General features: G+C 61.9%; 24 protein-coding genes and 1 pseudogene. 14 read left to right on the top strand and 11 right to left on the bottom strand.

Translation table 11 applies throughout. The features are described from left to right. Window positions 1–483: an Lrp/AsnC family transcriptional regulator gene (locus H7995_RS02720; RefSeq protein WP_166589554.1), complete on the bottom strand. Its 483-nt coding sequence runs from the start codon at window positions 481–483 to the stop codon at window positions 1–3. Window positions 484–967: 484 nt separating this feature from the next. Between H7995_RS02720 and H7995_RS02715 the strand changes: the two genes are divergently transcribed. Together H7995_RS02715 and H7995_RS02710 are read left to right on the top strand one after the other, a co-directional pair. Continuing rightward, a complete protein-coding gene (locus H7995_RS02715; protein WP_182340429.1) occupies window positions 968–2,074 on the top strand; it encodes an enoyl-CoA hydratase/isomerase family protein in 1,107 nt (368 codons plus the stop codon). A 5-nt stretch (window positions 2,075–2,079) separates the two neighbouring features. Continuing rightward, window positions 2,080–3,231: an acyl-CoA dehydrogenase family protein gene (locus H7995_RS02710; RefSeq protein ID WP_095171480.1), complete on the top strand. Its 1,152-nt coding sequence runs from the start codon at window positions 2,080–2,082 to the stop codon at window positions 3,229–3,231. 96 nt (window positions 3,232–3,327) lie between these two features. On the opposite strand, the gene H7995_RS02705 is transcribed toward H7995_RS02710, so the two are convergent. The 6 genes from H7995_RS02705 to H7995_RS02680 form a co-directional block, all read right to left on the bottom strand. Beyond that, a complete protein-coding gene (locus tag H7995_RS02705; RefSeq protein WP_166589552.1) occupies window positions 3,328–4,101 on the bottom strand; it encodes an enoyl-CoA hydratase in 774 nt (257 codons plus the stop codon). Between the two features lie 15 nt (window positions 4,102–4,116). Next, window positions 4,117–5,244, bottom strand: coding sequence for an acyl-CoA dehydrogenase (locus tag H7995_RS02700; RefSeq protein ID WP_166589551.1), 1,128 nt, complete (start codon window positions 5,242–5,244; stop codon window positions 4,117–4,119). Window positions 5,245–5,253: 9 nt separating this feature from the next. Continuing rightward, window positions 5,254–6,447 carry an acetyl-CoA C-acyltransferase gene (locus H7995_RS02695; RefSeq protein WP_166589550.1) on the bottom strand — a complete coding sequence of 398 codons (1,194 nt, stop codon included), beginning with the start codon at window positions 6,445–6,447 and terminating at the stop codon, window positions 5,254–5,256. Between the two features lie 12 nt (window positions 6,448–6,459). Continuing rightward, window positions 6,460–7,221, bottom strand: coding sequence for an SDR family NAD(P)-dependent oxidoreductase (locus tag H7995_RS02690; protein ID WP_166589549.1), 762 nt, complete (start codon window positions 7,219–7,221; stop codon window positions 6,460–6,462). Between the two features lie 16 nt (window positions 7,222–7,237). Beyond that, a complete protein-coding gene (locus H7995_RS02685; protein WP_182340434.1) occupies window positions 7,238–8,896 on the bottom strand; it encodes an AMP-binding protein in 1,659 nt (552 codons plus the stop codon). Between the two features lie 416 nt (window positions 8,897–9,312). After that, on the bottom strand, window positions 9,313–10,329 hold the full coding sequence (locus tag H7995_RS02680) for an AraC family transcriptional regulator (protein ID WP_166589547.1): 1,017 nt from the start codon (window positions 10,327–10,329) through the stop codon (window positions 9,313–9,315). A 215-nt stretch (window positions 10,330–10,544) separates the two neighbouring features. On the opposite strand from H7995_RS02680, the gene H7995_RS02675 reads away from it, so the two are divergent. Next, window positions 10,545–11,735 carry an MFS transporter gene (locus H7995_RS02675; RefSeq protein ID WP_166589546.1) on the top strand — a complete coding sequence of 397 codons (1,191 nt, stop codon included), beginning with the start codon at window positions 10,545–10,547 and terminating at the stop codon, window positions 11,733–11,735. Window positions 11,736–11,743: 8 nt separating this feature from the next. Here H7995_RS02675 and H7995_RS02670 read toward each other — a convergent pair whose 3' ends face one another. Together H7995_RS02670 and H7995_RS02665 are read right to left on the bottom strand one after the other, a co-directional pair. Further along, a complete protein-coding gene (locus H7995_RS02670) occupies window positions 11,744–12,793 on the bottom strand; it encodes an alpha/beta hydrolase family protein (protein WP_166589545.1) in 1,050 nt (349 codons plus the stop codon). 188 nt (window positions 12,794–12,981) lie between these two features. Further along, a complete protein-coding gene (locus tag H7995_RS02665) occupies window positions 12,982–13,593 on the bottom strand; it encodes an FMN-dependent NADH-azoreductase (RefSeq protein WP_185817938.1) in 612 nt (203 codons plus the stop codon). A gap of 127 nt (window positions 13,594–13,720) precedes the next feature. Between H7995_RS02665 and H7995_RS02660 the strand changes: the two genes are divergently transcribed. After that, window positions 13,721–14,629 carry a LysR substrate-binding domain-containing protein gene (locus H7995_RS02660; RefSeq protein WP_185817937.1) on the top strand — a complete coding sequence of 303 codons (909 nt, stop codon included), beginning with the start codon at window positions 13,721–13,723 and terminating at the stop codon, window positions 14,627–14,629. A gap of 11 nt (window positions 14,630–14,640) precedes the next feature. Continuing rightward, window positions 14,641–14,985 (top strand): MmcQ/YjbR family DNA-binding protein, encoded by a 345-nt coding sequence (locus tag H7995_RS02655; protein WP_166589655.1) that lies wholly within the window; start codon window positions 14,641–14,643, stop codon window positions 14,983–14,985. On the opposite strand, the gene H7995_RS02650 is transcribed toward H7995_RS02655, so the two are convergent. Both H7995_RS02650 and H7995_RS02645 read right to left on the bottom strand, forming a co-directional pair. After that, window positions 14,982–15,386, bottom strand: coding sequence for a DUF1294 domain-containing protein (locus H7995_RS02650; RefSeq protein WP_232534530.1), 405 nt, complete (start codon window positions 15,384–15,386; stop codon window positions 14,982–14,984). The two genes, H7995_RS02655 and H7995_RS02650, sit on opposite strands and share 4 nt — an antisense overlap. After that, window positions 15,383–16,213, bottom strand: coding sequence for an undecaprenyl-diphosphate phosphatase (locus tag H7995_RS02645; RefSeq protein ID WP_166589542.1), 831 nt, complete (start codon window positions 16,211–16,213; stop codon window positions 15,383–15,385). The genes H7995_RS02650 and H7995_RS02645 overlap by 4 nt, the downstream gene beginning before the upstream one ends. 292 nt (window positions 16,214–16,505) lie before the next feature. Here H7995_RS02645 and H7995_RS28795 point away from each other — a divergent pair. The 9 genes and pseudogenes from H7995_RS28795 to H7995_RS02605 all read left to right on the top strand — a co-directional run. Further along, a pseudogene (locus H7995_RS28795) lies at window positions 16,506–17,234 on the top strand (cache domain-containing protein); the annotation flags it as partial. A gap of 171 nt (window positions 17,235–17,405) precedes the next feature. Then, window positions 17,406–18,140 carry a methyl-accepting chemotaxis protein gene (locus H7995_RS28790; RefSeq protein WP_371927826.1) on the top strand — a complete coding sequence of 245 codons (735 nt, stop codon included), beginning with the start codon at window positions 17,406–17,408 and terminating at the stop codon, window positions 18,138–18,140. Window positions 18,141–18,225: 85 nt separating this feature from the next. Next, entirely contained in the window at window positions 18,226–18,789 is a 564-nt protein-coding gene (gene pnuC, locus H7995_RS02635) for a nicotinamide riboside transporter PnuC (RefSeq protein ID WP_185817936.1), read from the top strand. After that, window positions 18,786–19,310: an AAA family ATPase gene (locus H7995_RS02630; RefSeq protein ID WP_182340442.1), complete on the top strand. Its 525-nt coding sequence runs from the start codon at window positions 18,786–18,788 to the stop codon at window positions 19,308–19,310. Before pnuC ends, H7995_RS02630 begins: the two co-directional genes overlap by 4 nt. A gap of 356 nt (window positions 19,311–19,666) precedes the next feature. Next, window positions 19,667–20,113 (top strand): hypothetical protein, encoded by a 447-nt coding sequence (locus H7995_RS02625; protein ID WP_166589538.1) that lies wholly within the window; start codon window positions 19,667–19,669, stop codon window positions 20,111–20,113. A gap of 1 nt (window position 20,114) precedes the next feature. Then, complete coding sequence (locus H7995_RS02620) at window positions 20,115–20,693, top strand: adhesin (RefSeq protein WP_185817935.1); 579 nt, start codon at window positions 20,115–20,117, stop codon at window positions 20,691–20,693. A 64-nt stretch (window positions 20,694–20,757) separates the two neighbouring features. Further along, a complete protein-coding gene (locus tag H7995_RS02615; protein ID WP_166589536.1) occupies window positions 20,758–21,735 on the top strand; it encodes a heme utilization protein in 978 nt (325 codons plus the stop codon). A gap of 64 nt (window positions 21,736–21,799) precedes the next feature. Then, window positions 21,800–22,480, top strand: a complete 681-nt coding sequence (locus tag H7995_RS02610) for a C39 family peptidase (RefSeq protein WP_166589654.1) — start codon at window positions 21,800–21,802, stop codon at window positions 22,478–22,480. A 47-nt stretch (window positions 22,481–22,527) separates the two neighbouring features. After that, entirely contained in the window at window positions 22,528–23,283 is a 756-nt protein-coding gene (locus H7995_RS02605) for a hypothetical protein (RefSeq protein ID WP_166589535.1), read from the top strand. Window positions 23,284–23,325: the final 42 nt, after the last annotated feature.

Genomic DNA, 23,325 nt, shown 5'->3' with positions numbered 1-23,325 from the left:
TCAGCCCAGGGTCGAGGTCTTGACCATCGCCAGTTCGGGGTGGCTGACCAGTTTGTCGATGTGCAACTCCGGGTCGTCGAACCAGACTTCGGTCAGGACCCGATAGTGCTCCATGTCGCGACAACGCATGCGCAGGCTGTAGTCGAAGGCGCCGCTGATCAGTTGGCATTCCAGCACTTGTGGGCAGGCCCGGACCTTGGCTTCGAAGGCCTTTTGCGCGGCGCGGCCACTCTGGTTCGACAATGCCACCAGCACCAGCAATGACAGGCCGGGGGTCAGTTTTTTCTCGTCGAGAATCGCCCCGTAGCCACGAATCACCCCCAACTGCTCGAGTTTACGCACCCGTTCAAGGCAGGGCCTGGGTGTCAGGTGCACGAGCTCGGACAGCTTTTGATAGGTGATGCGCCCATCGTGGCGCAGCACCTCGATAATTGCCTGGTCGATACGATCAAGCACAATCGACAGATCGCGGATATCCGCCATGTACGTCTTGCCTCACTTCAAACGGCCCGATAGAAATTACTGCATACGTTCACGCTGATTGGCCGGTCGAGAATAGTCGCAGCCCCCAACTGCTCGCCCCTGTTCCAAGTCAAAACGTTCATACAGATTTTCAACGGTGAACTTGTACAGGAAATACCCCTGGCCGCGCACCTCTGTCGACCTGAAACCCTCGACGCTGACGGCTTCAAACCCGTGGCCAGAATGCCAACAGACGTTGCCTTCGAGGTGTCGTTAAGGGCTGAGCAAACAGCGCAGATCGGCTGACATCGGCCGATTCACAGCCGATTCTGTCGCGAATGCCCTATTCACTCAAAAATATCGCCGACGGCCGTTTCGATATTACAAAAATGCACACCTAACCTGCATTCATCCGGGTTGTACATGGCAAATTTGCACTGTTACGATCGACGATCGCCCGCGCCCGGGCATTTCCATAAAGAACAATAAAAGCAGGGAGTTACCGATGACTGCTGAGGTTTTATCTACGCAGGTAAAGGCCATGGATGCCACGCAAAACGAAGTCCTGGCCGAGGTCCGCAACCATATTGGCCACCTGACCCTCAATCGCCCCGCCGGCCTCAATGCCCTGACCCTGGACATGGTGCGCACCCTGCACCGCCAACTCGAGGCCTGGGCCCGGGATTCGCAGGTGCATGCCGTGGTGCTGCGCGGCGCCGGCGAAAAAGCCTTCTGCGCCGGCGGCGACATCCGTTCGCTGTATGACAGCTACCAGGCCGGCGACACCCTGCACGAAGATTTTTTCGTTGAGGAATACGCCCTCGACCTGGCTATTCACCAATACCGTAAACCGGTGCTGGCGCTGATGGACGGTTTTGTCCTGGGCGGCGGCATGGGCCTGGTGCAAGGCGCTGACCTGCGGCTGGTCACCGAGCGCAGCCGCCTGGCGATGCCGGAAGTCGGCATTGGCTATTTCCCGGATGTGGGTGGCAGCTATTTCCTGCCGCGCATCCCGGGCGAATTGGGGATCTACCTGGGGGTCAGCGGGGTGCAGATTCGCGCCGCCGATGCGCTGTATTGCGGCCTGGCCGACTGGTACATGGCCAGCGAGCAACTGAGCGAGCTGGACCGGCGCCTGGATAGCCTCCAGTGGAACGATACGCCACTCAAGGACCTGCAAGGGCTGTTGGCCCAACTGGCGGTGCAGCACCTGCCCGAGCCGCCGCTGCATGCCCTGCGCCCGGTCATTGACCACTTCTTCGCCCTGCCGGACGTCCCGAGCATCATCGAACAACTGCGCAGCGTGACCGTGGCCGACAGTCATCAATGGGCGCTGGACACCGCCAACCTGCTGCAGACCCGTTCCCCGCTGGCGATGGCCGTAACCCTGGAAATGCTCCGTCGCGGCCGCGAACTGAGCCTGGAACGCTGCTTTGCCCTGGAGCTGCACCTGGACCGCCAATGGTTCGCCCGCGGCGACCTGATCGAAGGCGTGCGCGCCCTGCTGATCGATAAAGACAAGAATCCACGCTGGAACCCTGCCTCCGTCCAGGCCCTGGACGCCGAGCACGTGGCCAGTTTCTTCACAGGCTTTGAGCAGAGCGGGAGCTGATTCTCATGCACGACATCGAACTGAGCGAAGAACAAGTGATGATCCGCGACATGGCCCGGGACTTCGCCCGCGGCGAGATCGCACCCCATGCCCAGGCGTGGGAAAAGGCTGGCTGGATCGACGACGCCCTGGTGGCGAAGATGGGCGAACTGGGCCTGCTGGGCATGGTGGTGCCCGAGGAATGGGGCGGCACCTATGTCGACTACGTTGCCTATGCCCTGGCAGTGGAAGAGATTTCCGCCGGCGACGGCGCGACCGGGGCCTTGATGAGCATCCACAACTCGGTGGGCTGCGGGCCGGTGTTGAACTACGGTACAGAGGCCCAAAAGCAGACCTGGCTGGCGGACCTGGCCAGCGGCCAGACCATCGGCTGCTTCTGCCTGACCGAACCCCAGGCCGGTTCCGAGGCGCACAACCTGCGCACCCGCGCCGAACTGCGCGATGGCCAGTGGGTGATCAACGGCGCCAAGCAATTTGTCAGCAACGGCAAGCGGGCGAAGCTGGCGATCGTGTTTGCGGTTACTGACCCGCAGCTGGGCAAGAAAGGCCTGTCGGCGTTCCTGGTACCCACCGACAACCCGGGCTTCATCGTCGACCGCAGCGAGCACAAGATGGGCATTCGTGCGTCCGACACCTGCGCGGTGACGCTCAACAACTGCGTCATCCCCGAAGCCAACCTGCTGGGTGAACGTGGCAAGGGCCTGGCGATTGCGCTGTCCAACCTCGAAGGTGGGCGCATCGGCATCGCTGCCCAGGCCCTGGGCATTGCCCGCGCAGCCTTTGAAGCAGCCCTGGCCTACGCCCGCGACCGGGTGCAGTTCGACAAGCCGATCATCGAGCACCAGAGCATCGCCAACCTGCTGGCCGACATGCACACCCGGCTGAACGCCGCCCGCTTGTTGATCCTCCACGCCGCACGCCTGCGCAGCGCCGGCAAACCCTGCCTGTCCGAAGCCTCGCAAGCCAAGCTGTTTGCCTCGGAAATGGCCGAGAAGGTCTGCTCCTCGGCCATCCAGATCCACGGTGGTTATGGTTACCTGGAAGATTATCCAGTGGAGCGCTACTACCGCGATGCGCGGATCACCCAGATCTACGAAGGTTCCAGTGAGATCCAGCGGATGGTGATTGCGCGGGAATTGAAGAACTACCTGCTGTAAAACCCTGAACCCATCGCGGGCAAGCCCGCTCCCACAAGCTCTTTAATGCTTTGTGGGAGCGGGCTTGCCCGCGATGGTGACCGTCAAAACCCAGGATTACTGACCGACAAACTCCGGCGCACGCTTGGCGATAAACGCCGCCATGCCTTCTTTCTGGTCCTGGGTGGCGAAGGCCGCGTGGAAGACCCGGCGTTCAAAACGCACGCCTTCGGACAGGCTGACTTCGAAGGCGCGGTTCACGCTCTCCTTGGTCATCATGGCAATCGGCAGCGACTTGCTGGCGATCAGGGTCGCGACTTTCAGCGCTTCATCCAGCAGCTCATCCGACGGCACGATGCGCGCCACGATGCCGCAACGCTCGGCTTCCACCGCATCGATCAGGCGACCGCTGAGGCACATTTCCATCGCCTTGGCCTTGCCCACCGCGCGAGTCAGGCGCTGGGTGCCCCCCATGCCCGGCAGGACGCCAAGGTTGATTTCCGGCTGACCGAATCTGGCGTTGTCGCCTGCCAGGATGAAGTCGCACATCAAGGCCAGCTCGCAACCGCCACCCAGGGCAAAACCGTTGACGGCGGCGATGATCGGCTTGCGGCGGTTAGCCACGCGGTCACTGTCGCTGAACAGGTCGTCCAGGTAAATCTGCGGGTAGGTCAGCTCAGCCATTTCCTTGATGTCGGCACCGGCGGCGAAGGCTTTCTTCGAGCCGGTCAGGACGATGCAGCCGATCTGCGGGTCGGCTTCCAGGCCGTCCAGCGCATGGTTCAGCTCACTGACAATCTGTGCGTTGAGGGCGTTCAATGCCTGTGGGCGATTGAGGGTGATCAGGCCCACGCGGCCCTGGATTTCCAACAAAATCGTTTCGTAACTCATGCAAGGGTTCCTTGTTCAAAGATTGCGCGAAATGACCATGCGCTGGATATCGCTGGTGCCTTCGTAGATCTGGCACACCCGCACATCGCGGTAGATACGCTCCAGCGGGAAGTCGCTCAGATAACCGTAACCGCCGAGGGTTTGCAAGGCGGACGAACAGACCTTTTCGGCCATTTCCGAGGCAAACAGCTTGGCCATCGACGCTTCCACCAGGGCTGCCTTGCCGCTGTCACGCAGGGCGGCGGCGTAATGCACCATCTGCCGGGCAACGGCAATCTGCGTGGCCATGTCGGCCAGACGGAACGCCACGGCCTGATGCTCGATGATCGGTTTGCCGAAGCTTTCCCGCTCACGGGCGTAATCACGGGCGGCCTCGAACGCGGCACGGGCCATGCCCACAGACTGCGAAGCGATCCCGACCCGGCCGCCTTCCAGGTTGGCCAGGGCAATGCGGTAACCCTCGCCCTCCTCCCCCAATCGATTGGCCACGGGCACCTTGACGTCCTCGAACAGGATCTGACAGGTGTCGGAAGCATGCTGGCCGAGCTTGTCCTCGACTCGTGCAACCTTATAGCCAGGCGAATCAGTGGGCACGATAAAGGCACTGATCCCACGCTTGCCGGCGCTCGGATCGGTCACCGCAAACACAATCACCACCCCGGCGTTCTGCCCGGAGGTAATGAACTGTTTGCAGCCGTTGAGCACATAGTGGTCGCCATTGAGTCGGGCGCGGGTTTTCAGGCCACTGGCGTCGGAGCCGGCCTGGGGTTCGGTCAAGGCAAAGGCGCCAAGCATCGCCCCGCTGGCCAGTGGCGTGAGGAAACGCGCCTTCTGCTCATCGGTGCCGTACTTGAGGATGGGTACACAGCCTACCGAGTTGTGCACGCTCATGATGGTCGAGCAGGAGCCATCGCCCGCGGCGATTTCCTCCAGGGCCATGGCGTACGCCAGGTAACCGGTGTCGCAGCCGCCCCACTGTTCGGGGACCAGCATGCCGAAGAACCCGAGCTCGGCCATTTGCGCAATGGCTTCCTTGGGGAAACGGTGTTCACGATCCCACTCGGCGGCGAACGGTTTCAAGCGTTCCTGGGCAAACTGCCGGGCCGCTTCGCTGATCTGTAGTTGTTCGTCATTGGGCAGCATAGGGAATCCTTAATCCAGGCATTCAACGGCCATGGCCGTGGCTTCGCCGCCGCCGATGCAGATGGCCGCCACTCCACGTTTCAGGCCTTTCTGGCGCAGGGCCGAGAGCAGCGTGACCAGGATCCGCGCGCCCGAAGCGCCGATTGGATGACCCAGGGCGCAGGCTCCGCCATGCACGTTGACCTTGCTGTGGGGAATGTCCAGCTTGGTCATGGTGACCAGGCTGACCACCGCAAAGGCTTCGTTGATTTCGAACAGATCAACCTCATCCAGCGACCAGCCGGTTTTTTTCATCAGCTTCTGGATCGCGCCCACCGGAGCCACCGGGAACAACCCCGGGGTGTCGGCAAACGCGGCATGGCCATGAATCACGGCCAGGGGCTTGAGCCCACGTTTTTGCGCCTCGCTGCGCCGCATCAGGACCAAGGCCGCGGCACCATCGGAAATCGAACTGGAGTTGGCAGCGGTCACCGTGCCACCTTCGCGGAAGGCCGGCTTGAGGCTGGCGATCTTGTCCAGTTTGGCTTTGGGCGGTTGTTCGTCGTTGGTGATGGTTTTTGGCTCTTTGCCGACCATGACCTGCAGCGGGACGATTTCGGCCGTGAAGCTGCCGTCCTCGATCGCCTGCTGGGCGCGGGTGGTCGAGGCGATGGCAAAGGCGTCCTGGGCCTCGCGGCTAAAGCCGTGTTCCTGGGCGCAATCCTCGGCAAAGGTGCCCATCAGGCGCCCCTTGTCGTAGGCGTCTTCCAGGCCGTCGAGGAACATGTGGTCGATCACGCTGCCGTGGCCCATGCGGTAGCCGCTACGGGCGCGGTCCAGCAGGTACGGGGCGTTGGACATGCTTTCCATGCCACCGGCCACCACCACCTCGGCGCTGCCGGCCAGCAGCATGTCGTGGGCCAGAATCGCCGCCTCCATGCCCGAACCGCACATCTTGTTCAGGGTGGTGCAGCGGGTCGATTTGTCCAGGCCCGCGCCCAATGCGGCCTGGCGTGCCGGGGCCTGGCCGAGACCGGCAGGCAGTACGCAGCCAAACAGCACTTCTTCCACGGCGTCGCTGGACAGGCCCGCGCGCTCGACCGCCGCACGAATGGCGGCGGCGCCCAGTTGGGGCGCCGTCAGGCTCTTGAGATCACCCTGGAAACCGCCCATGGGGGTGCGCACGGCGCTGACGATGACAATCGGATCGTTGTGAGTGGTCATGTTCATGACTCCTTATTTAGCGGCCATGCGCAAGGCACCGTCGAGACGGATCACCTCACCGTTGAGCATGCTGTTTTCAATGATATGCCTGACCAGCGCTGCGTACTCGCCTGGTTTGCCCAGGCGTGGCGGGAATGGCACGCCGGCGGCCAGCGAATCGCGCACTTCCTGGGTCATGCCGGCCATCATCGGAGTTTCGAAGATGCCCGGGGCAATGGTCATCACACGGATGCCGAAGCGCGCCAGTTCACGGGCCGCCGGCAAGGTCAGGCTGGCGATCGCGCCCTTGGATGCAGCATAGGCGGCCTGGCCGATCTGGCCGTCGAAGGCGGCCGCCGAGGCGGTGTTGATGATCACACCGCGCTCGCCGTCCGCGTCCGGGCTGGCCTGGGCAATCGCCTCGGCCGCCAGGCGCAGCATGTTGAAGCTGCCGATCAGGTTGACGTTGATCACCTGGCTGAAACTGCCCAGGGCGTGTGGACCGTTTTTGCCAAGGATCTTTTCGCCCCGCACGATGCCGGCGCAGTTGACCAGGCCGTTGAGCCCGCCGAACGCCGCTACCGTGGCCTGTACCGCAGCCTGGGCAGCTTCTTCGTTGCTGATGTCGGCGACCACACTGTGGGCGCCGAGGCGCTCGGCCTGCGCTGCGACTGCCGCGGCGTTCATGTCCACCAGCATCACCTTGGCGCCAGCGGCGACCAACAGTTCAGCAGTGGCCGCACCCAGTCCCGACGCACCGCCGGTGACGATAAAAACCTTGTTTTCGATCTGCATCGTTGTTTCCTTGGATTCAAGCCTTGTTGACCGCGGCCTCTTGAGCCTTGGCGATTTCCTGGTTGCGCAAGATAAAGCGCTGCAATTTGCCGCTTGGGGTTTTCGGCAAGTCGCTGACAAATTCGATTTCACGGGGATAGGAATGCGCGGCCAGGCGCTTGCGCACATGCTGGCGCAATTCCTCGGCCAGCGCCGGCGAAGCCAGGTACTGGCCACCGAGCACGACGAAGGCCTTGACCAGTTCGGTGCGCTCCGGGTCGGGTTTGCCGACCACCGCCGCCTCGATCACCGCCGGGTGCTCGATCAATGCGCTTTCGACATCGAACGGGCCGACCCGGTAACCCGAGGTGGTGATCACGTCGTCGCTGCGACCGACGAAGCTGATGCTGCCGTCCGGGTTCAGCTCCACCGTGTCGCCGCTCAGGTAGTAGTTGCCGACAAAGGCCTTGGTCGGCGCACCGTCGTAGCCGGGGAACCAGCACATCGGCGACTGGCTGCGATCGATCGCCAGGATCCCGGGCTGGCCAACGGACAATTCGTTGTAGTTGTCGTCCAGCACCACGATGCGGTGGCCCGGCGAAGCAAAACCGGCGGCACCGACATGCACCGGATGTTCGAGGCCGTGGTGGTTGCACAGGACCATGCCCAGTTCGGTCTGGCCATAATGGTCGTGGATCACCACGCCGAGGTTGTCGGCAAACCAGCGGATCACTTCCGGGTTCAGCGGTTCGCCGGCGCTGCTGACAATGCGCAGCTTGCCTTTGATGCTACGGGCGAATTCGTCGCCGCCGGCAATCAGCAGGCGGTAGGCGGTCGGCGAGCCGGTCAGGTTGGTGATCCCGTACTTGTTGATCACCCGGCAGGTGCTTTCCAGGGTAAACGGGCCGTCGTAGAACGTGATCGGGTGACCCATGCCCAACGGGCCGGCCACACCAAAGTAGATGCCATAGGCCCAACCGGGATCGGCGACGTTCCAGAAAGCATCTTCCGGGCGCAGGTCCACGGCGTCGCGGGTGTAGCTCTGGAAGGCGACAAGGGCCTTGAGCGGCACGTACAAGGCTTTCGACGGGCCGGTGGTGCCCGAGGTGAACATCAGCAGGAACGGGTCTTCACCGCTGAGCAACACCGGTTCGCACTGATTGGAATGATTGGCCAGTTCCGCCCAGAAACTGAAGTCGCCGCGGACCAGGCCCTGGCCCTTGGTGCCAGTGACCGTGACGATGGTCGGGCAGTCGGGCACTTCGCTGAGTTTGGGCCGGTTCGTCGCATCGGTCACCACCACGGCCGCGCCGGAAGTGCCCAGGCGATGTTCCAGGGCCTTGGGGCCGAAGGCGGTGAACAATGGCTGATAGACCGCGCCGATGCGCCAGGTAGCGAGCACTACGATCAGCAGTTCGACGTTGCGCGGCAACAGCCCGGCGACCTTGTCGCCCCGCTTCACGCCCTGGGCCTTGAGGAAGTTGGCAAAGCGCGCGGCCTTGTCCTGCAAGTCGCTGAAGGTGTAGGTGGCGCTTGCGCCGTCGCGCCCCTCCCAGAACAAGGCAATGCGCCCGGGTAAGGCATGCCGGTCGCAGCACTCGACACAGGCATTGAGTGCCGTCAGCGAACCATGAAGTGCCGCATCGACCGTGTGCTGATAGTTGAACTGTGAAGTCGCAGACAGGTAATCGCGCATTGCCAGAATCCCTTGGTGTTTTTATTGGGTTGGGGGAACCTACAAAATCCTCGAAATACTCGCTCCGCAGGCGGCGCGGGACAATGGTCAAAGCCTTCAAGTTGCTTGACTGCTTTGGCCAAGGGGGCGGTTCTGTGTGACTTGACGGCGCTATCGCGGCCGGCATAGGCATCTACACAACTGTGGTGCGATGTTGCGCCTGTGGGCCGACCAGGAAGTTGGATTGGACCGAGTACATATCCATTTTTGCGGTAATGGCCGATAGGGGTTCCGCTCTTACAGCGGCTCACTTTTGCGCTCTCAAAAGTGAGCCGCTGTAAAAGCGGAACCATAGGAGGCCGTTACCAAAGAACCGGATATGTACTCCACCTAATCCCCCCACCGCGATAGCCATATAAGGACACGCTAGAACCGACTCAATCGGCATCGCTGAGAATCAGGCTGCGGTAGTGCCCCGGGTTGGACCCCGACCACTTGCGAAACGCCTTGTAGAACGAGCTGGTATCGGCAAACCCCAGGCGGGCGGCGATATCGCTGAAGCTGATGGCGGGTTCGGCCAGCCAGACGATCGCCAGTTCCTTGCGCACGCTGTCTTTCAAGCCCTGGTAGGTCTGTCCCTCCTCCGCCAGGCGCCTGCGCAGGGTCGAGGCCGACATGCACAGCTGTTGCGCCAGGCTTTCGGTTTCCGGCCAGGTGTGCGCCGGCAGGTGCCGCAAGTCGTGCTTGATGCGGCTGGCCAGGCTTTGGGGGTCGCGGTACTTGACCAGGATGTTGGCCGGAGCATGGGCCAGGAAGCGCTGCAGCTCTTGCACGCTGCGCTTGAGCGGCAGGTCCAGGCAGTCGGCCGCGAAGATCATCCGGGTCCGTGGCCGGTCGAATCGCAGGTTCTCGGAAAACATCACCTTGTAGTCGTCGCAGAACGGCGGCTCGGCGCACCGCAGTTCAATGGCCAGGATCGGAATCCGCCGCCCCGCCAGCCAGCAGGCCACGCCATGGACGATCATCCAGTAGGTGAAGTAGGTGAAGGCGCGGCGCGGTTGCGGGTCGTCTTCGAGCAGGACAATTTCCGCCAGGCTCTGCTGGTGCACCAGTTGCGCCGGCAGGCGCTCGAGCATCAGTGACAGAAAGCCCAGGCCGCTGTTCAGTCCCGCTGCCAGCGTCGGCTGGGCCATGGCGCACTGGCAGAGAAAGGCCAGGCTGCCGGATTTCAGCTGGCGCGGGTCCATCCCGAAGAATTCATCGTCGCGGCGGCGAGCCAGCAGGCGCCACAGCCGGGCGTATGCGGTGGCCGGTACCCGGGCGTCAGCCTCCTCCAGTAACCGCGGCTCGATGCCGACCTTGAGCAGCACTTCGTGACTGGCGGCACCCGGCTCACAGCTTTGCAACAGCGCTTCGCGCACCAGGTGAATGGAGATGGTGTCTTTTTCCGACATAAAGCGTGGCGACCCGGTTTTTATTTGACGGCCATCTTAACGTACCGGCCGGCCAGTTGGCCCTCGATGGCGCCAGAATAGGCAACATCGAAGGTGCCTGACACAGCGCCTTCGCGAGCAAGCTCAACCCCACACACCTATACCGTTAGCCTGCTTTCTTTTATCTCAGTCGCGCGCCATGATGCAGGGTACTGCCCGCCCGCGAACGAGCTCCCATGTCTGCGCAGCAAACACCCCCCGTCAGTTCCATGGCGATCACCCTGCAGATCGTCTCCATCGTGTTCTACACCTTTATTGCCTTTATCTGCATCGGCCTGCCAATTGCGGTGCTGCCGGGTTATGTCCACGATCAGCTGGGGTTCAGTGCGGTGGTGGCCGGGCTGACCATTGGCTCGCAGTACCTGGCCACCCTGCTCAGCCGGCCCATGGCCGGGCGCATGTGCGACAGCGTCGGCACCAAGCGCGCCATTGTCTATGGACTGCTGGGGATCCTGCTCAGCGGCCTGCTGACCCTGGCCTCGACCCTGTTGCAGAGTCTGCCACTGCTAAGCCTGGGCATCCTGATCGGCGGCCGGTTGTTGTTGGGGGTCGCCCAGGGCTTGATCGGCGTCGGCACCATCAGTTGGTGTATGGGCCAGGTCGGCGCGGAACACACGGCGCGTTCGATTTCCTGGAACGGCATTGCCTCCTATGGCGCGATTGCCATCGGCGCCCCACTCGGGGTGGTGATGATCGACGCTTGGGGTTTCGCCAGCCTGGGAATTGCCCTGGCCGTGCTGGCAGCGGCCGCCTTGCTGCTGATTCGCAACAAACCCTCGGTGCCGGTGATTCGTGGCGAACGCCTGCCCTTCTGGTCGGTGTTCGGCCGTATCGCGCCCTTTGGCGCCAGCCTGAGCCTGGCCTCGATCGGCTACGGCACCCTGACCACCTTCATCGCCCTGTTTTATGTCAGTCGCGGCTGGACCGGCGCGGCCTACTGCCTGACGGTGTTTGGCCTGTGTTTCATTCTCGCGCGGCTGTTGTTCATCTCCTGCATCAACCGCTTCGGCGGCTACCGTTCGGCCATTGCCTGCATGAGCATCGAGACGCTAGGCTTGGCGCTGCTGTGGCTGGCCCCTTCGACGACCGTGGCCCTGATTGGCGCCGGACTGGCCGGGTTTGGCCTGTCGCTGGTGTATCCAGCCCTTGGCGTTGAGGCCATCAAGCAGGTGCCGAGCAGCAGTCGCGGTGCCGGTTTGAGCGCGTACGCGGTGTTCTTCGATCTGGCGCTGGCGATCGCCGGTCCCTTGATGGGGGCCGTGGCGTTGAACCTGGGGTATTCGTGGATCTTCTTTGGTGCAGCGCTGTTGTCGATCAGCGGCCTGGGCCTGACCTTGCTGCTCAAGCGCAGGAGCCTGCAGGGCTAGCCACGGCGTCAGGACCCATGTTCCTCGCTGACAGTCTGTAGCCCGGCCCGGCTGGGTTTGCCCAGGGTGCGGGAGAAAAATGCGGCCGCTTCGCTGATCAGGTTGCGGTGAATGTCTTCGCGGTCGACGCCATCGGCATCGGTGCACAGGGCCGCCATGGCCAGCCGCTGTTCGGCGCTACACGGCGCCATGAACACAAAGTGTCCGGCACCGGCCAGCAGCTTGAAGTCCGGCGCGACCGGCAGCTTGCGTGCCAGGGCCGCCGCGTTCTTGTCCACAGCCACCAGCTTGTCGCCATCACCGCTGTAGAGCAGCACCGGCACATGCACTCCTGCCAGGGTGTGCCGGCCGAACTTCAGGCTCAAAGGCGCCATCAGCATCAAGGCGTGGACCCGTGGATCGGCGACCGGCTGCAGGTCGTCACGGTCGACGATCAGTTCGCCCTGGGTGTTGCAGGCGTCGCGATCCTCTGGGCGCTCCAGGCAGTAGCGGCGCAAGCGATCAAGGTCGGGCGTGGCCCCGGACAGAATCAATGCGGTTTCACCGCCCGCCGAATAGCCGATGACCCCGACCTGCCCGGGATTGACGAACGGCGCCAGCAACGGGTCGGCCAGCGTGGCAGTGATGGCTTCGGAAATCTGGATCGGGCGCCCGTACAGGTTGCTCAAGGTGCCGAGGCGGCTGTGGTCCTTGGAGTTGTCGCCGGGGTGAATCACCGCCACCACCACAAACCCCTTGCGCGCCAGCGCCGTGGCGAGGTCGTGCAGGGCCAGGGGGGTGCCGGTGTTGCCGTGGGACAACATCAGCAGCGGGAAACGGCCGATGGCGACCCGGGCATCCTGCGTTGCCTGGATCTGATAACCCTCCAGCAAGCTGGGGTGCTCGATGCCCGTCGAAGGATAAAACGCGATGGCGGACATGGGTTGCAGGTCCAGCGGGTCGAGAAAGCTCAAGGAGTGGTAACCGACGCTCCAATGTGGCGTCAATCCAGGTGCGGCGTGCACTGAATTCAGGCTGCCCAGCAGGCAAATCAGTAACAGCGCCCACAGACGCGACATGGCAGGCCTCACCTTGTTACCCGATTGGTAGAAATATCGTACTCAGCACGCTGCTGGTAAACCAACGCTGCATAACCCGGGCCAGTGTCACGCTGCACGAGCCCTTTTTTAAGCGGACACAAAAAAACTGCGCGCCTTGACCGTTTTACTCTCGATCAAAGCGCGCAGTCCAGTGGTTGACGCAAGCTTTACGCCGCGGCGAACAGCTGCTCACTGATGTGTGCCTGGGCATCGCTCATGGCTTTGCTGCGTACGTCATCGCCGTAGGCCAGGCCGTGGGCACGGACGAACTCGATGTCGGTGATGCCCATGAAACCGAGCATGACCTTCAAGTACTCTTCATGGCCGACACCGGTTGGCTGGCCGACATGCAGGCCGCCGGCGGTCGACACCACCACCACTTTCTTGTTGCCGCACAGGCCTTCAGGGCCGGCCTCGGTGTAGCGGAACGTCTGGCCGGCGACGGCGATACGGTCGAACCAGGCCTTGAGCTGGGTGGGGATGGTGAAGTTGTACATCGGTGCGGCAATCACCACCGCGTCGGCGGCAAGGAATTCGGCCAGGGTCGAAGCGCTCAGCTCGGCCTCGTGCTGTTGCGCGGCGTTGCGCAGTTCGGCGGAGGTGCCGGCGGCGACCAGGGTCGCGGCGGAAAAGTGGCTGATGGTATCGCTGGCCAGGTCGCGGTAGGTCACCTGGGTGGCCGGGGCGGCGGCCAACCAGGCCTGGACCACACCCTGGCTCAACTGACGGGAAGCGGAGTTGTCGCCAAGAATGCTCGAATCGATATGCAGAAGTTTCATGTGGGATCTCCAAGTGAGGATCGCCACTGGGCGATCAAGTTGAGACAATCCTACAGGTGAATCCAATGGACGATTAGTCGGCAACAATGTGATAGTTCGTCCCACTGATAGGACAATCGAGCCCGCCATGCAAGATCTCAATGACCTCTACTATTTTGCCAAAGTGGTCGAAGCCGGCGGTTTCGCCGCCGCCGGGCGGTTGCTGGGGATTCCCAAGTCGCGGCTGTCGCGGCGCATCGCCGAGCTTGAAGAGCGCCTGGGCGCGCGCCTGCTGCAGCGTACGACTCGACAACTGAAGCTGACGGCAGTGGGTGAACGTTACTTGCGCCACTGCCAGGCCATGTTGCTGGAAGCGGAGATGGCCGACGAAGCCGTGGCCAGCATGACCAGCGAGCCGCGTGGCCGCCTGCGGGTGTCGTGCCCGGTGGGCCTGGCCCATGAGTTCCTGCCGAGCGTGATCAGCACATTTCTGGAGCGCTTCCCCCAGGTGCAACTGGAGATGCAACTGCTCAACCGCCGGGTCGACCTGGTCACCGAAGGCATAGATGTGGCCTTGCGGGTCCGCGAGCTGGGCGACGAGGACCCCTTCCTCGTGACCCGCCGCCTGCGCCAGGCGCAAACGGTGATCGTCGCGACCCCGGCGTTCTTGCGCGAGCGCCAGATCAACCACCCAGACGACCTCAAGAATGTGCCAGTGCTCGGTGCCCTGGAAGCCGACCGCCTGGTGCATTTGCGCATGCTCGACGAGCACGGGCACAGTTGCGACTTGAGCCTGGAGGCGCGCCTGGGCATCGATGACTTTGTCGTGCGCAAGGCCTGCACCCTCGCCGGGCTGGGCTTCACCATTTTGCCGATGCTGTATTGCGAACAGGAACTGGCCGACGGCACGCTGGTGCAACTGCTGCCTCAATGGTCGCTGCCCGGTGGCTGGCTGCAGGCGGTCTATCCCCATCGGCGCGGCGTGTTGCCGGCGGTGCGGGCCTGGATCGACCATCTGACTGAATCATTCAAAAGCTGTGGAGACCGACTGCTATGAAGGCCAAGGTGATGAGCGAACAACAGGTCGCCGATTTCTGCCTGACCCTGCCCGGGGCCCGGGAAGACTACAAATGGGGTGGCGTGCGGGTGTTTTCGGTCGCGGGCAACAAGATGTTCGCCCTGCAGAACCTGCGGGGCGACTCATTGGCGTTCAAGGTGGACAAGGAGCTGTTCCTGGGCCACGTCGACCGCCCGGGGATAGGGCCGGCGCCCTATCTGGCGCGCGCCCAGTGGATCATCATGCAGCTCCCCTACCCGCTAGGAACCGCAGAGCTGCAGGGCTTGTTGCAACGCTCCCACCAACTGGTGGTGAGCAAATTGCCCAAGCGGCTGCAGGTCGGTTTGCTCCTTTAAAACAGGCGGAAAAAACCGGCACCGAGAAACAACTGGTCGATCCAGAACACCTGGTGCGCCAGCACGATGATCCAGAACACAACCTGGAACGACACCTTGCGGGTCTTGTGGCGGAACACTTGCTGGGCAAGCAAGGCCCCCGGCCAACCGCCCGCCAGTTCCACCGCATGCAGGACGTTTTCCGGGGTACGCCATTGCTCGGCGCGGGCCTTGCGCTTGTCGGCCCAGTACAGCAGGAACGCCACGACGCTGACCACGCCGTAGGCTGCCAGCGCCAATGGCGACCCACCGCGCAGCCACAGCAGGCTGGCACCGAACAGCGGCAAGGCGCAGAGGGCCAGGAAGATCAGGCCCTTGAGCCGCGGATGCTGGATGGCACCGCCGTTGCTGTGAGCGTTCACGCCTTGGCCGCCGCCCAGTCGATCCAGCCGAACTGCCAGGTCGCCAGGATCAACAAACCGAAGGCAATCCGGTACCAGGCAAACGCTGCGTAGCTATGGCTGGCGATAAATTTCAGCAGGCCCTTGACCGCGATCATCGCGAAAATGAACGCAGTGACAAAACCCACAGCGAACACCGGCAGGTCCGAGGCCTGGAACAGGTCACGGTACTTGTAGCCCGAGTACACCGCGGCGCCGACCATGGTCGGCATGGCCAGGAAGAACGAGAACTCGGTAGCCGCCTTGCGCGACAGGCCGAACAGCAGGCCGCCGATAATGGTCGAGCCGGAACGCGAGGTCCCCGGGATCATCGCCAGGCACTGGGTGAAGCCGATTTTCAGTGCATCTTTCCAGGTGATGTCATCGACCGTCTCGGCGCGCACGCTGTGCTGGCGACGCTCGGCCCAGAGCATCACGACCCCGCCCACCACCAGGGCCGTGGCCACGGTGATCGGGTTGAACAGGTAATGGTGAATCAGGTCGGCGAAAATCACCCCCAGCACCACCGCCGGCAGGAAGGCAATCAGCAGGTTAGCGGTGAAGCGTTGCGCATTGCGCTGGGTCGGCAGGCCAATGACCACGTCGAGGATCTTGCGGCGAAACTCCCAGACCACCGCCAGAATCGCCCCGAGCTGGATGATGATGTTGAATGCCATCGCCCGCTCGCCACCAAAATCGAGCAAGTCCGCCACGATAATCTGGTGCCCGGTACTGGAAATCGGCAAGAACTCGGTCAGCCCCTCTACAACCCCAAGAATCAACGCCTGTATGGCCGTCCAAAGATCCATCAATCCCCCATGAAGCGATGCCCCAGGCATGCCACGTTATCTAGTTTTTTTGGTGTTCACTGCGCTCAGCGTAGCTGAATGGCAAGGCGTACAGGATCTACCGGAACCGGTAAAAATCCTGTGAAAAATCAGCACGGATTCAGGTTTTACCGTGCGCGGCCGAAATCCTATCAGACATGCCCGCTCGGCGCTGCGCCGTCATAGGACTTCAGTCGCATTGGCGTAGTGGCAAAAGCATGTCTTTATGCTGGCGCTGGTTGATGACAAGAATAAGAACCTGGAGTGACGCACTATGAACAGCTTGCGCAGTATGTCGATCAGCCGGCGGTTGTGGCTCATCCTGGTAGTGGCTGTGCTGATGCTCTTGGCCCTGGGTTTGCTGATGCTCAAGCAGATTCACGACGACCTGTATCAGGCCAAGGCAGAAAAGACCCGCCATGTGGTTGAAGCGGCCAGCGGCGTGCTGGACTACTACCGGCAGTTGGAAACCGCCGGCACCCTGACCCGCGAAGCAGCGCAGCAGCAGGCCCTGAGCGTGATCCGTGGCTTGCGTTATGAGCAAAGTGACTACTTCTGGATCAATGACCTGACCCCGGTGATGGTCATGCACCCCACCAACCCCAAGCTGGACGGCCAGAACCTGTCGGCGATCAAGGACCCGGACGGCTTTGCCCTGTTCAACGAGATGGTGGCCATCGCCAAGGCCAAGGGCGCGGGGATGGTCGACTATCGCTGGCCCAAACCTGGCGCCAGTACCCCGGTGCAGAAAACCTCCTACGTCAAACTGTTCGAACCCTGGGGCTGGGTGATCGGTTCGGGCGTCTACATCGACGACATGCAGCTCGAGTTCCGCAGCCAGGTAGCAGAAGCCTCGCTGGTGGGCCTGGGCATTGCGGCGTTGATGGCCCTGCTGGTGATGCTGATTGCCCGCAGCATTGTGCGGCCGCTGCAGGAGGCCGTGGACGCCATGGCCAACATCGCCAGCGGCGAAAGCGACCTGACCCGCAACCTCGACACCCACGGCCAGGACGAAGTGACCGAGTTGGCCAGGCACTTCAATGCCTTCACCACCAAACTGCGCGGGGTGATCAGCCAGCTGCAGGTCTCGGCCAGTGCCCTGGACCAATCCTCCACGGACCTGGGTGATAACGCAGCGCAAGCCCAGTCCCGCAGCCAGCAGCAGTCGCAACAGATGGAACTGGTGGCAACCGCCATCAATGAAGTGACCTACGGCGTACAGGATGTCGCCAAGAATGCCGAGCACGCGGCCAGCGAAATGCGCGACGCCCAGGCGCAGGCGCAACAGGGCCAGGTCAACATTGACGGCAGTCTGCAGCAGATCGACCAGTTGTCCGCCACCATCGAACAGGCGGTGCAAGTGATTCGTACCCTGGCCAGCGAAAGCACACAGATCGGTAGCGTGCTGGAGGTGATTCGCTCCATCGCCGAGCAGACCAACCTGCTGGCCCTCAACGCCGCCATCGAAGCGGCCCGGGCCGGCGAGCAGGGCCGCGGTTTTGCCGTGGTGGCCGACGAGGTGCGCCTGCTCGCGCAGCGCACGCAGAAATCCACCGCGCAGATCCAGGCAATGATCGAGCGCCTGCAGAACCATTCGGAGGCGGCCGTGCAGGTGATCGGCGACAGCAGCCGCGCCTCCCAGTTGACCATTGAACAGGCAGGGCTTGCCGGTGCCAGCCTGCATGCCATCGGCCAGGCGCTGCACAACCTCAATGGCCTCAACGCGTCCATCGCCAGCGCCACCCTGCAGCAGGCCCATGTGGTCGAAGACATCAACCAGAACGTGACCCAGGCCGCCGGCCTCTCCCACAGCACCGCCCTGGCGGCGCAGCAATCGAGTGCGGCGAGCGTGCACCTGAAAGCACTCAGCGAGCAGCTCAATGGGCTGCTCAGGCAGTTTCGGGTGTAGTGGCGTGAATCCTGTGGGAGAGAGCCCTTGATGTGCGGCCCTGCTGTACAATCGGCGCCCTCTCCGACTTCCCCAAGGAACCGCCATGTCCGGGCTTGAACTGTTTGCCGCCACGCTGGGCGTGATCGCCGTCTGGCTGACAGTCAAACAGAATCCCTGGTGCTGGCCGATCGGCCTGGTCATGGTGTTGCTCTACAGCTGGATTTTTTTCGAGGTCAAACTCTACTCGGACATGTTGCTGCAGGTGATCTACGCCGGTTTGCAGCTGTACGGTTGGAGACAGTGGACCCGCGGCGGCGGCAGCCACCAAGGGCGCAAGGTCACACGCCTGGGCACTCCCAGAGTGGTGCGCGACCTGGCCCTGGGGGCCGTTGGCAGTCTGTTGCTGGGTGCGGCCATGGCCCATTGGACCGATGCCGCGCAGCCCTGGCTGGATGCCGCGTTGACCGGCTTCAGCCTGGTGGCCCAGTGGTGGATGGCGCAAAAGCGCGTGCAGTGCTGGCCGTTGTGGATCGCCGTGGATGTGATCTTCGTCGGGCTGTTCCTCTACAAGGGCCTGTACCTGACGGCGGCCCTCTACGCGCTGTTTACCCTGCTGGCGGTCCATGGCCTGCGCGAATGGCGAGCCGATCCGGCGCTGCGCACATGAAGGTGCTGGTCCTGACCGGCCCCGAGTCCAGCGGCAAGAGCTGGTTGTCGGCCGAGCTGCACAGGCATTTCGGCGGGCTGCTGGTGGGTGAGTATGTGCGCTACTTCATCGAACAGAACCCGCGTGATACCTGCCTGGCCGACATCCCGCAGATTGCCCGGGGGCAACTCGACTGGGAGGATGGCGCCCGCGCGCAACAGCCGGCCTTGTTGATTCTCGATACTCACTTGCTGAGCAATATGCTCTGGAGCCAGACCCTGTTTGGCGACTGCCCGCCCTGGATCGAGGATCAATTGCTCGCCCGCCACTACGACCTGCACCTGTTGCTGTCCCCGGAAGTCGTGGCCTGGACCGACGACGGCCAACGTTGCCAACCACAATTGGGGCAACGCCTGGCGTTCTTCGAAGCCACTCGCAATTGGTTGCAGCAGCACGAGCGCACGCTGCAGATTGTCGAGGGCGACTGGGCCCAACGGCGCCGCCTGGCATTCGCGGCGGTAGAGCAATTGCTCAAGAGTTGACCCCCTGAACCAGCCTTCTCTCCCCCGTTTCACCCCGGTTTCGGGGCACAAGTGTCCATTCCTGAAACACATCCATACGGCGTAACAGCCGGTATCAGGGGGTTCACGGCCTTGTCACGCGCACTGTTACACCGCTGATACAGCTGCGCCACACCCCTTGTTCCAGAGCGTTACAACGCCTGCTGCCATGCGCCGGCAGGGTCCTCTGTCTCACGCTTGATACAGTGCTGACCGGTCATTGTCCGCTCGAATCGCCAAGTCGTTGAATCTATGTAGAAAACCAAAAGCGGCACGGCTTCTGCTCTCTCCCTGACAACGCTGACAGAGCCAGCGCATAAAAGAGAAGGAGCGCCGACATGGAGCACAACGATAAAGGCTTTACCCGCCTGCTGATGTTCGGATGCGCACTGAGCTCCGTGCTCAGCTTGCCGGTCCAGGCTGAGGGTAATGGCGTCATCGTGCTTCAACGTGACGTCCAGCCTCGCGCCATCGGCAGACAACCTTTCGCCAAAGACCCCTACCCAACCACCGTCAACGCCAACCCGTCCGATCGAGTGGTACAGGCCACCAACCACGAACTGAGTGACGGCGACTTTGCCGGCATCAACAGTGGCTACCGGGTCATCAATCAAAACGTTGTACCCAACCCCAACAGTGGCGCCGGGATCAACGTGCTGACCAACCCCAATGGTCTGCCCGGCATGTCAGCCGGACACGGCGGCGGCAGTGGCAATGCGATCTCCGGCACCATCACTCGCACCATCAATATCGGCCTGTCGCCTTTGACCAACATGGGGAAATGAGATGAAGCGCACCCTGATCTTCATTGCCCTGCTGGGCAGTACCTGTGCGATGGCCGACTCCGATGTCAATGCAGTGAACAACGCGACCCTGAGCAACTCCGGGGCGAACTACAAAGGCAACATGATGATGAACCAGGCCGCCGGTGACCAGCAACAACAGGTCAACAGCCGCGCCATTGCGATCGGTACCGAGGCTTCGGCCAGCGGCAACCTGCGCCAGACCATCACCACGCCTGCCGACCGCTCGATGAACGCAACCAGTGCCATCACCGGCAACGCATTCAGTAACGGCAACGGCGCACTGGGAGTCAACCAGTCGGCCGGCGCCAACAACCAGATGATCAATGCCATGCGGATCAGCGTTAGCGCAGTACCGCAAAGCATCGACGACAGCGTCCTGTCCCAACAGAACGTGGCGCTGTTACCAGACTCAGGAGCAACTGGCACTTCGCAAGGCAGCCGCCAGGTCGTTACCAGCGACCAGGCCTTCACCGGCAGCCGAGGAGTGATTCAGGTGAACCAGAGTGCAGGGGTGGGGAACCGAATGGCTAACACCCTGAGCATCCGGGTCGCTGACTGACCCAACCGCAGTGCGATTAGACAAGTACCAACACTTAACCAACTAATAAGCACGGAGAAACACCATGAAACCTACAACAGCTCTGAAACCACTGGTTTTCGCTCTGGCAGCGGTCATGGCAATGGCGGCTCAGGCCGATGGCGGCAAACGTCATCATCCTACTAAACCACAAGGTCCAACCCTGGATCAGATCCTGTCCATCACCGCCGGTGCTGGCGCCGCGATCCTGGACGTACAGGACAGCAGCGACAACAGCGTGCTCAACCAAGGCACCCAAAACAACGCCAAGGCCGATAGCTCGCTCAATGGCTCCAACGGCAACATGGGCGCCAACGTTGCAGCCGGTACTGGCAACCAACAAGACAACGCTGCGGCCATCGCCACCGCCGATGAAAAATTCATCTTCGGCAGCGCCGTTGCAATCTCCAGCGCCACGCAAACCAATACCGACAACTATGTAAAAAACCACTCCACCCAAAACAACGCTACGCTTAACAACTCAGCCAACAACGGCTCCGGCAACATTGGTGTCAACGTGGCTGCTGGCGACTTCAACCAACAGAAAAACAACCTGGCCATTGCTGTATCGGCCGGTCGTATAGCCACCGCGGCTGCTGCGGCCAACCAGACCTCCACCGGCCTGGATGTCGACAACAAAGCTGATCGCGTGACCAAAGTGGTTGACCTCAAAGGCAGCTTCAAAGCCAACGGCAGCTACAAAGGCACCGGCTACGGCACCATTGACGGTGGCAAAGGTGGTCATGACGACGACGATCGCTATGGCGGCGGCGGCAACAAAGATCAGAAATTCACCTTCAAAGAACAAGGAAGTATCGAGCTGGCTGGCTACTGGACTCAGCAAGTGCTGACCAAAGATGGCTGGAAAAACCCAGTGGTGAACAATGCTTCGATGACCGGTTCCATGAACGGCTTCTCGGGTAACGGCGGTGCCAACGTTGCAGCAGGCGTGGGCAACCAACAAAGCAACTCGCTGTCCATCGCTGCAGGCTGCAAAGCTTGCCCAGGCGGCAACAGCTTCTAACTGCGAAGACCAAGGAAGCCCCGGCAACGGGGCTTTTCTTCAGACCCTACAAGGCGTATCGACCATGCGTGTTGCTGCCCTCTCACTGTTGCTTTGCCTGTCTGGCCTGACTCAGGCCGCACAGATGCCAGTGGCCGCCCTTCCCGGCGGCGTTATGGTTTACAAGGACGTGCAAAGCCTGCGCGAGCGCAAATTCGCCGACCTGGTCCAACAAAAAACCGATTTCAGTTGTGGCGCTGCCGCGCTGGCAACGGTGTTACGCCAGGCTTACTGGTTGGATGTCGATGAAGAGCACGTCATCAAAGGCATGTTGGTCAACGCTGACCAGGACCTGGTGAGAACCCAGGGCTTTTCCATGCTGGACATGAAGCGCTACATAGAAAGCATCGGCATGCGTGCCCGGGGCTACCGGATCCCTCCGGAAAAACTGGAAGCGGTCACGATTCCCGTAGTGGTTCTGATGGACATTCGTGGTTACAAGCACTTCGTGGTGTTACAGCGGGCAGAAAAAGACTGGGTGTACATCGGTGATCCGGTCCTGGGCCACAAACGTTACGCACACGAAGACTTTGTCAAAGGTTGGAACGGCATTGTGTTTGCCATCATCGGCCCCGGCTACGACAAGGCCAACGCCTTGCTCGACCCACCGACGCCGCTGACTGCCAAGAACAAACTGGATAACTTCAACCCTGTCAAAGATGCCGAACTTATGGATTTCGGGTTTATTCAGAGCGATTTCTTCTAGGCGCTCAAAAAAGATAAAGGAGCAGCTGGACGCTCCAGGAGCCGAAGATGAAAACTTCACATTGGGTGGTCGCCGCATGCTTGGCTGCGAGCTTTCCGACGCTCACCTACGCAAGCTTTACCCCGATAGAGATCAAAGACTCAGAACTGGCGCAGCTACGCGGCCGTTACGTCATGCCCGGTCGGATTATCAGCTTTGGCGTGGTCATGAGCAGTACCTGGCGCAATGCCAGTGGCGACATCATCGGTGCTTCCAGCACCCTTCAGATTCAGTCCTCGACGGTCAAACCCGAGTTTTATGTGTCTACCGTGAATGTGCCGGGCCAAGGTGGTCATACGCCACAACAAGGCACCGGCAACGTGATCGGTGGTAGCGCCTTGAGCACCACCCAGGGCATCACCCAGACCGTGCGTGCAGCAGGCGATGGTAACAGTGCCTACAACGATATCGGCATCAACGTCAAAGAAGCCTCCAGCGCCCCGGCGCCGCTCACTGCGCCTGCGGGCAGCCAGGTACTGACCGCTGGTAACACCATCAATGCCAGCAACGGTGCCGGCTCGATCGCCGTGACAGCCGCCAGCGGCGGCATTCAGATGGCCATCTCGGCCAACAACAATCAGGGCAACGCCCTGCAGCAGGTCGCCCAGGGTGGGCTGCTGCAAAACACCCGGCTGCTGGGCAACAGCAACGTGGTGAACAACTTGACTCAACTCAACGTAGTTCTCAATAACAACGGGCCAAGTCCTGGCGCATTGGATTGCAACCTCAGCCAGCTCAAAGGCCTACGCAACATGGGATATTGAACTACGCTGACTTTCGACCATTGGGCTCAAAGGGACGGCTTA

It is taken from the genome of Pseudomonas kielensis, assembly GCF_014236655.1.
GTDB classification, from domain to species: Bacteria; Pseudomonadota; Gammaproteobacteria; order Pseudomonadales; family Pseudomonadaceae; genus Aquipseudomonas; species Aquipseudomonas kielensis.
The sequence above is the reverse complement of the archived record's forward strand: the minus strand, read 5'-3'. Positions and strand labels throughout refer to the sequence as shown.

What these genes read in the sequence shown, in the direction of transcription:
- H7995_RS02720 (WP_166589554.1), bottom strand. Translation starts at nt 483, where the DNA reads ATGGCGGATATCCGCGATCTGTCGATTGTGCTTGATCGTATCGACCAG.
- H7995_RS02715 (WP_182340429.1), top strand. Translation starts at nt 968, where the DNA reads ATGACTGCTGAGGTTTTATCTACGCAGGTAAAGGCCATGGATGCCACG.
- H7995_RS02710 (WP_095171480.1), top strand. Translation starts at nt 2,080, where the DNA reads ATGCACGACATCGAACTGAGCGAAGAACAAGTGATGATCCGCGACATG.
- H7995_RS02705 (WP_166589552.1), bottom strand. Translation starts at nt 4,101, where the DNA reads ATGAGTTACGAAACGATTTTGTTGGAAATCCAGGGCCGCGTGGGCCTG.
- H7995_RS02700 (WP_166589551.1), bottom strand. Translation starts at nt 5,244, where the DNA reads ATGCTGCCCAATGACGAACAACTACAGATCAGCGAAGCGGCCCGGCAG.
- H7995_RS02695 (WP_166589550.1), bottom strand. Translation starts at nt 6,447, where the DNA reads ATGACCACTCACAACGATCCGATTGTCATCGTCAGCGCCGTGCGCACC.
- H7995_RS02690 (WP_166589549.1), bottom strand. Translation starts at nt 7,221, where the DNA reads ATGCAGATCGAAAACAAGGTTTTTATCGTCACCGGCGGTGCGTCGGGA.
- H7995_RS02685 (WP_182340434.1), bottom strand. Translation starts at nt 8,896, where the DNA reads ATGCGCGATTACCTGTCTGCGACTTCACAGTTCAACTATCAGCACACG.
- H7995_RS02680 (WP_166589547.1), bottom strand. Translation starts at nt 10,329, where the DNA reads ATGTCGGAAAAAGACACCATCTCCATTCACCTGGTGCGCGAAGCGCTG.
- H7995_RS02675 (WP_166589546.1), top strand. Translation starts at nt 10,545, where the DNA reads ATGTCTGCGCAGCAAACACCCCCCGTCAGTTCCATGGCGATCACCCTG.
- H7995_RS02670 (WP_166589545.1), bottom strand. Translation starts at nt 12,793, where the DNA reads ATGTCGCGTCTGTGGGCGCTGTTACTGATTTGCCTGCTGGGCAGCCTG.
- H7995_RS02665 (WP_185817938.1), bottom strand. Translation starts at nt 13,593, where the DNA reads ATGAAACTTCTGCATATCGATTCGAGCATTCTTGGCGACAACTCCGCT.
- H7995_RS02660 (WP_185817937.1), top strand. Translation starts at nt 13,721, where the DNA reads ATGCAAGATCTCAATGACCTCTACTATTTTGCCAAAGTGGTCGAAGCC.
- H7995_RS02655 (WP_166589655.1), top strand. Translation starts at nt 14,641, where the DNA reads ATGAGCGAACAACAGGTCGCCGATTTCTGCCTGACCCTGCCCGGGGCC.
- H7995_RS02645 (WP_166589542.1), bottom strand. Translation starts at nt 16,213, where the DNA reads ATGGATCTTTGGACGGCCATACAGGCGTTGATTCTTGGGGTTGTAGAG.
- H7995_RS28790 (WP_371927826.1), top strand. Translation starts at nt 17,406, where the DNA reads ATGGAACTGGTGGCAACCGCCATCAATGAAGTGACCTACGGCGTACAG.
- pnuC (WP_185817936.1), top strand. Translation starts at nt 18,226, where the DNA reads ATGTCCGGGCTTGAACTGTTTGCCGCCACGCTGGGCGTGATCGCCGTC.
- H7995_RS02630 (WP_182340442.1), top strand. Translation starts at nt 18,786, where the DNA reads ATGAAGGTGCTGGTCCTGACCGGCCCCGAGTCCAGCGGCAAGAGCTGG.
- H7995_RS02625 (WP_166589538.1), top strand. Translation starts at nt 19,667, where the DNA reads ATGGAGCACAACGATAAAGGCTTTACCCGCCTGCTGATGTTCGGATGC.
- H7995_RS02620 (WP_185817935.1), top strand. Translation starts at nt 20,115, where the DNA reads ATGAAGCGCACCCTGATCTTCATTGCCCTGCTGGGCAGTACCTGTGCG.
- H7995_RS02615 (WP_166589536.1), top strand. Translation starts at nt 20,758, where the DNA reads ATGAAACCTACAACAGCTCTGAAACCACTGGTTTTCGCTCTGGCAGCG.
- H7995_RS02610 (WP_166589654.1), top strand. Translation starts at nt 21,800, where the DNA reads ATGCGTGTTGCTGCCCTCTCACTGTTGCTTTGCCTGTCTGGCCTGACT.
- H7995_RS02605 (WP_166589535.1), top strand. Translation starts at nt 22,528, where the DNA reads ATGAAAACTTCACATTGGGTGGTCGCCGCATGCTTGGCTGCGAGCTTT.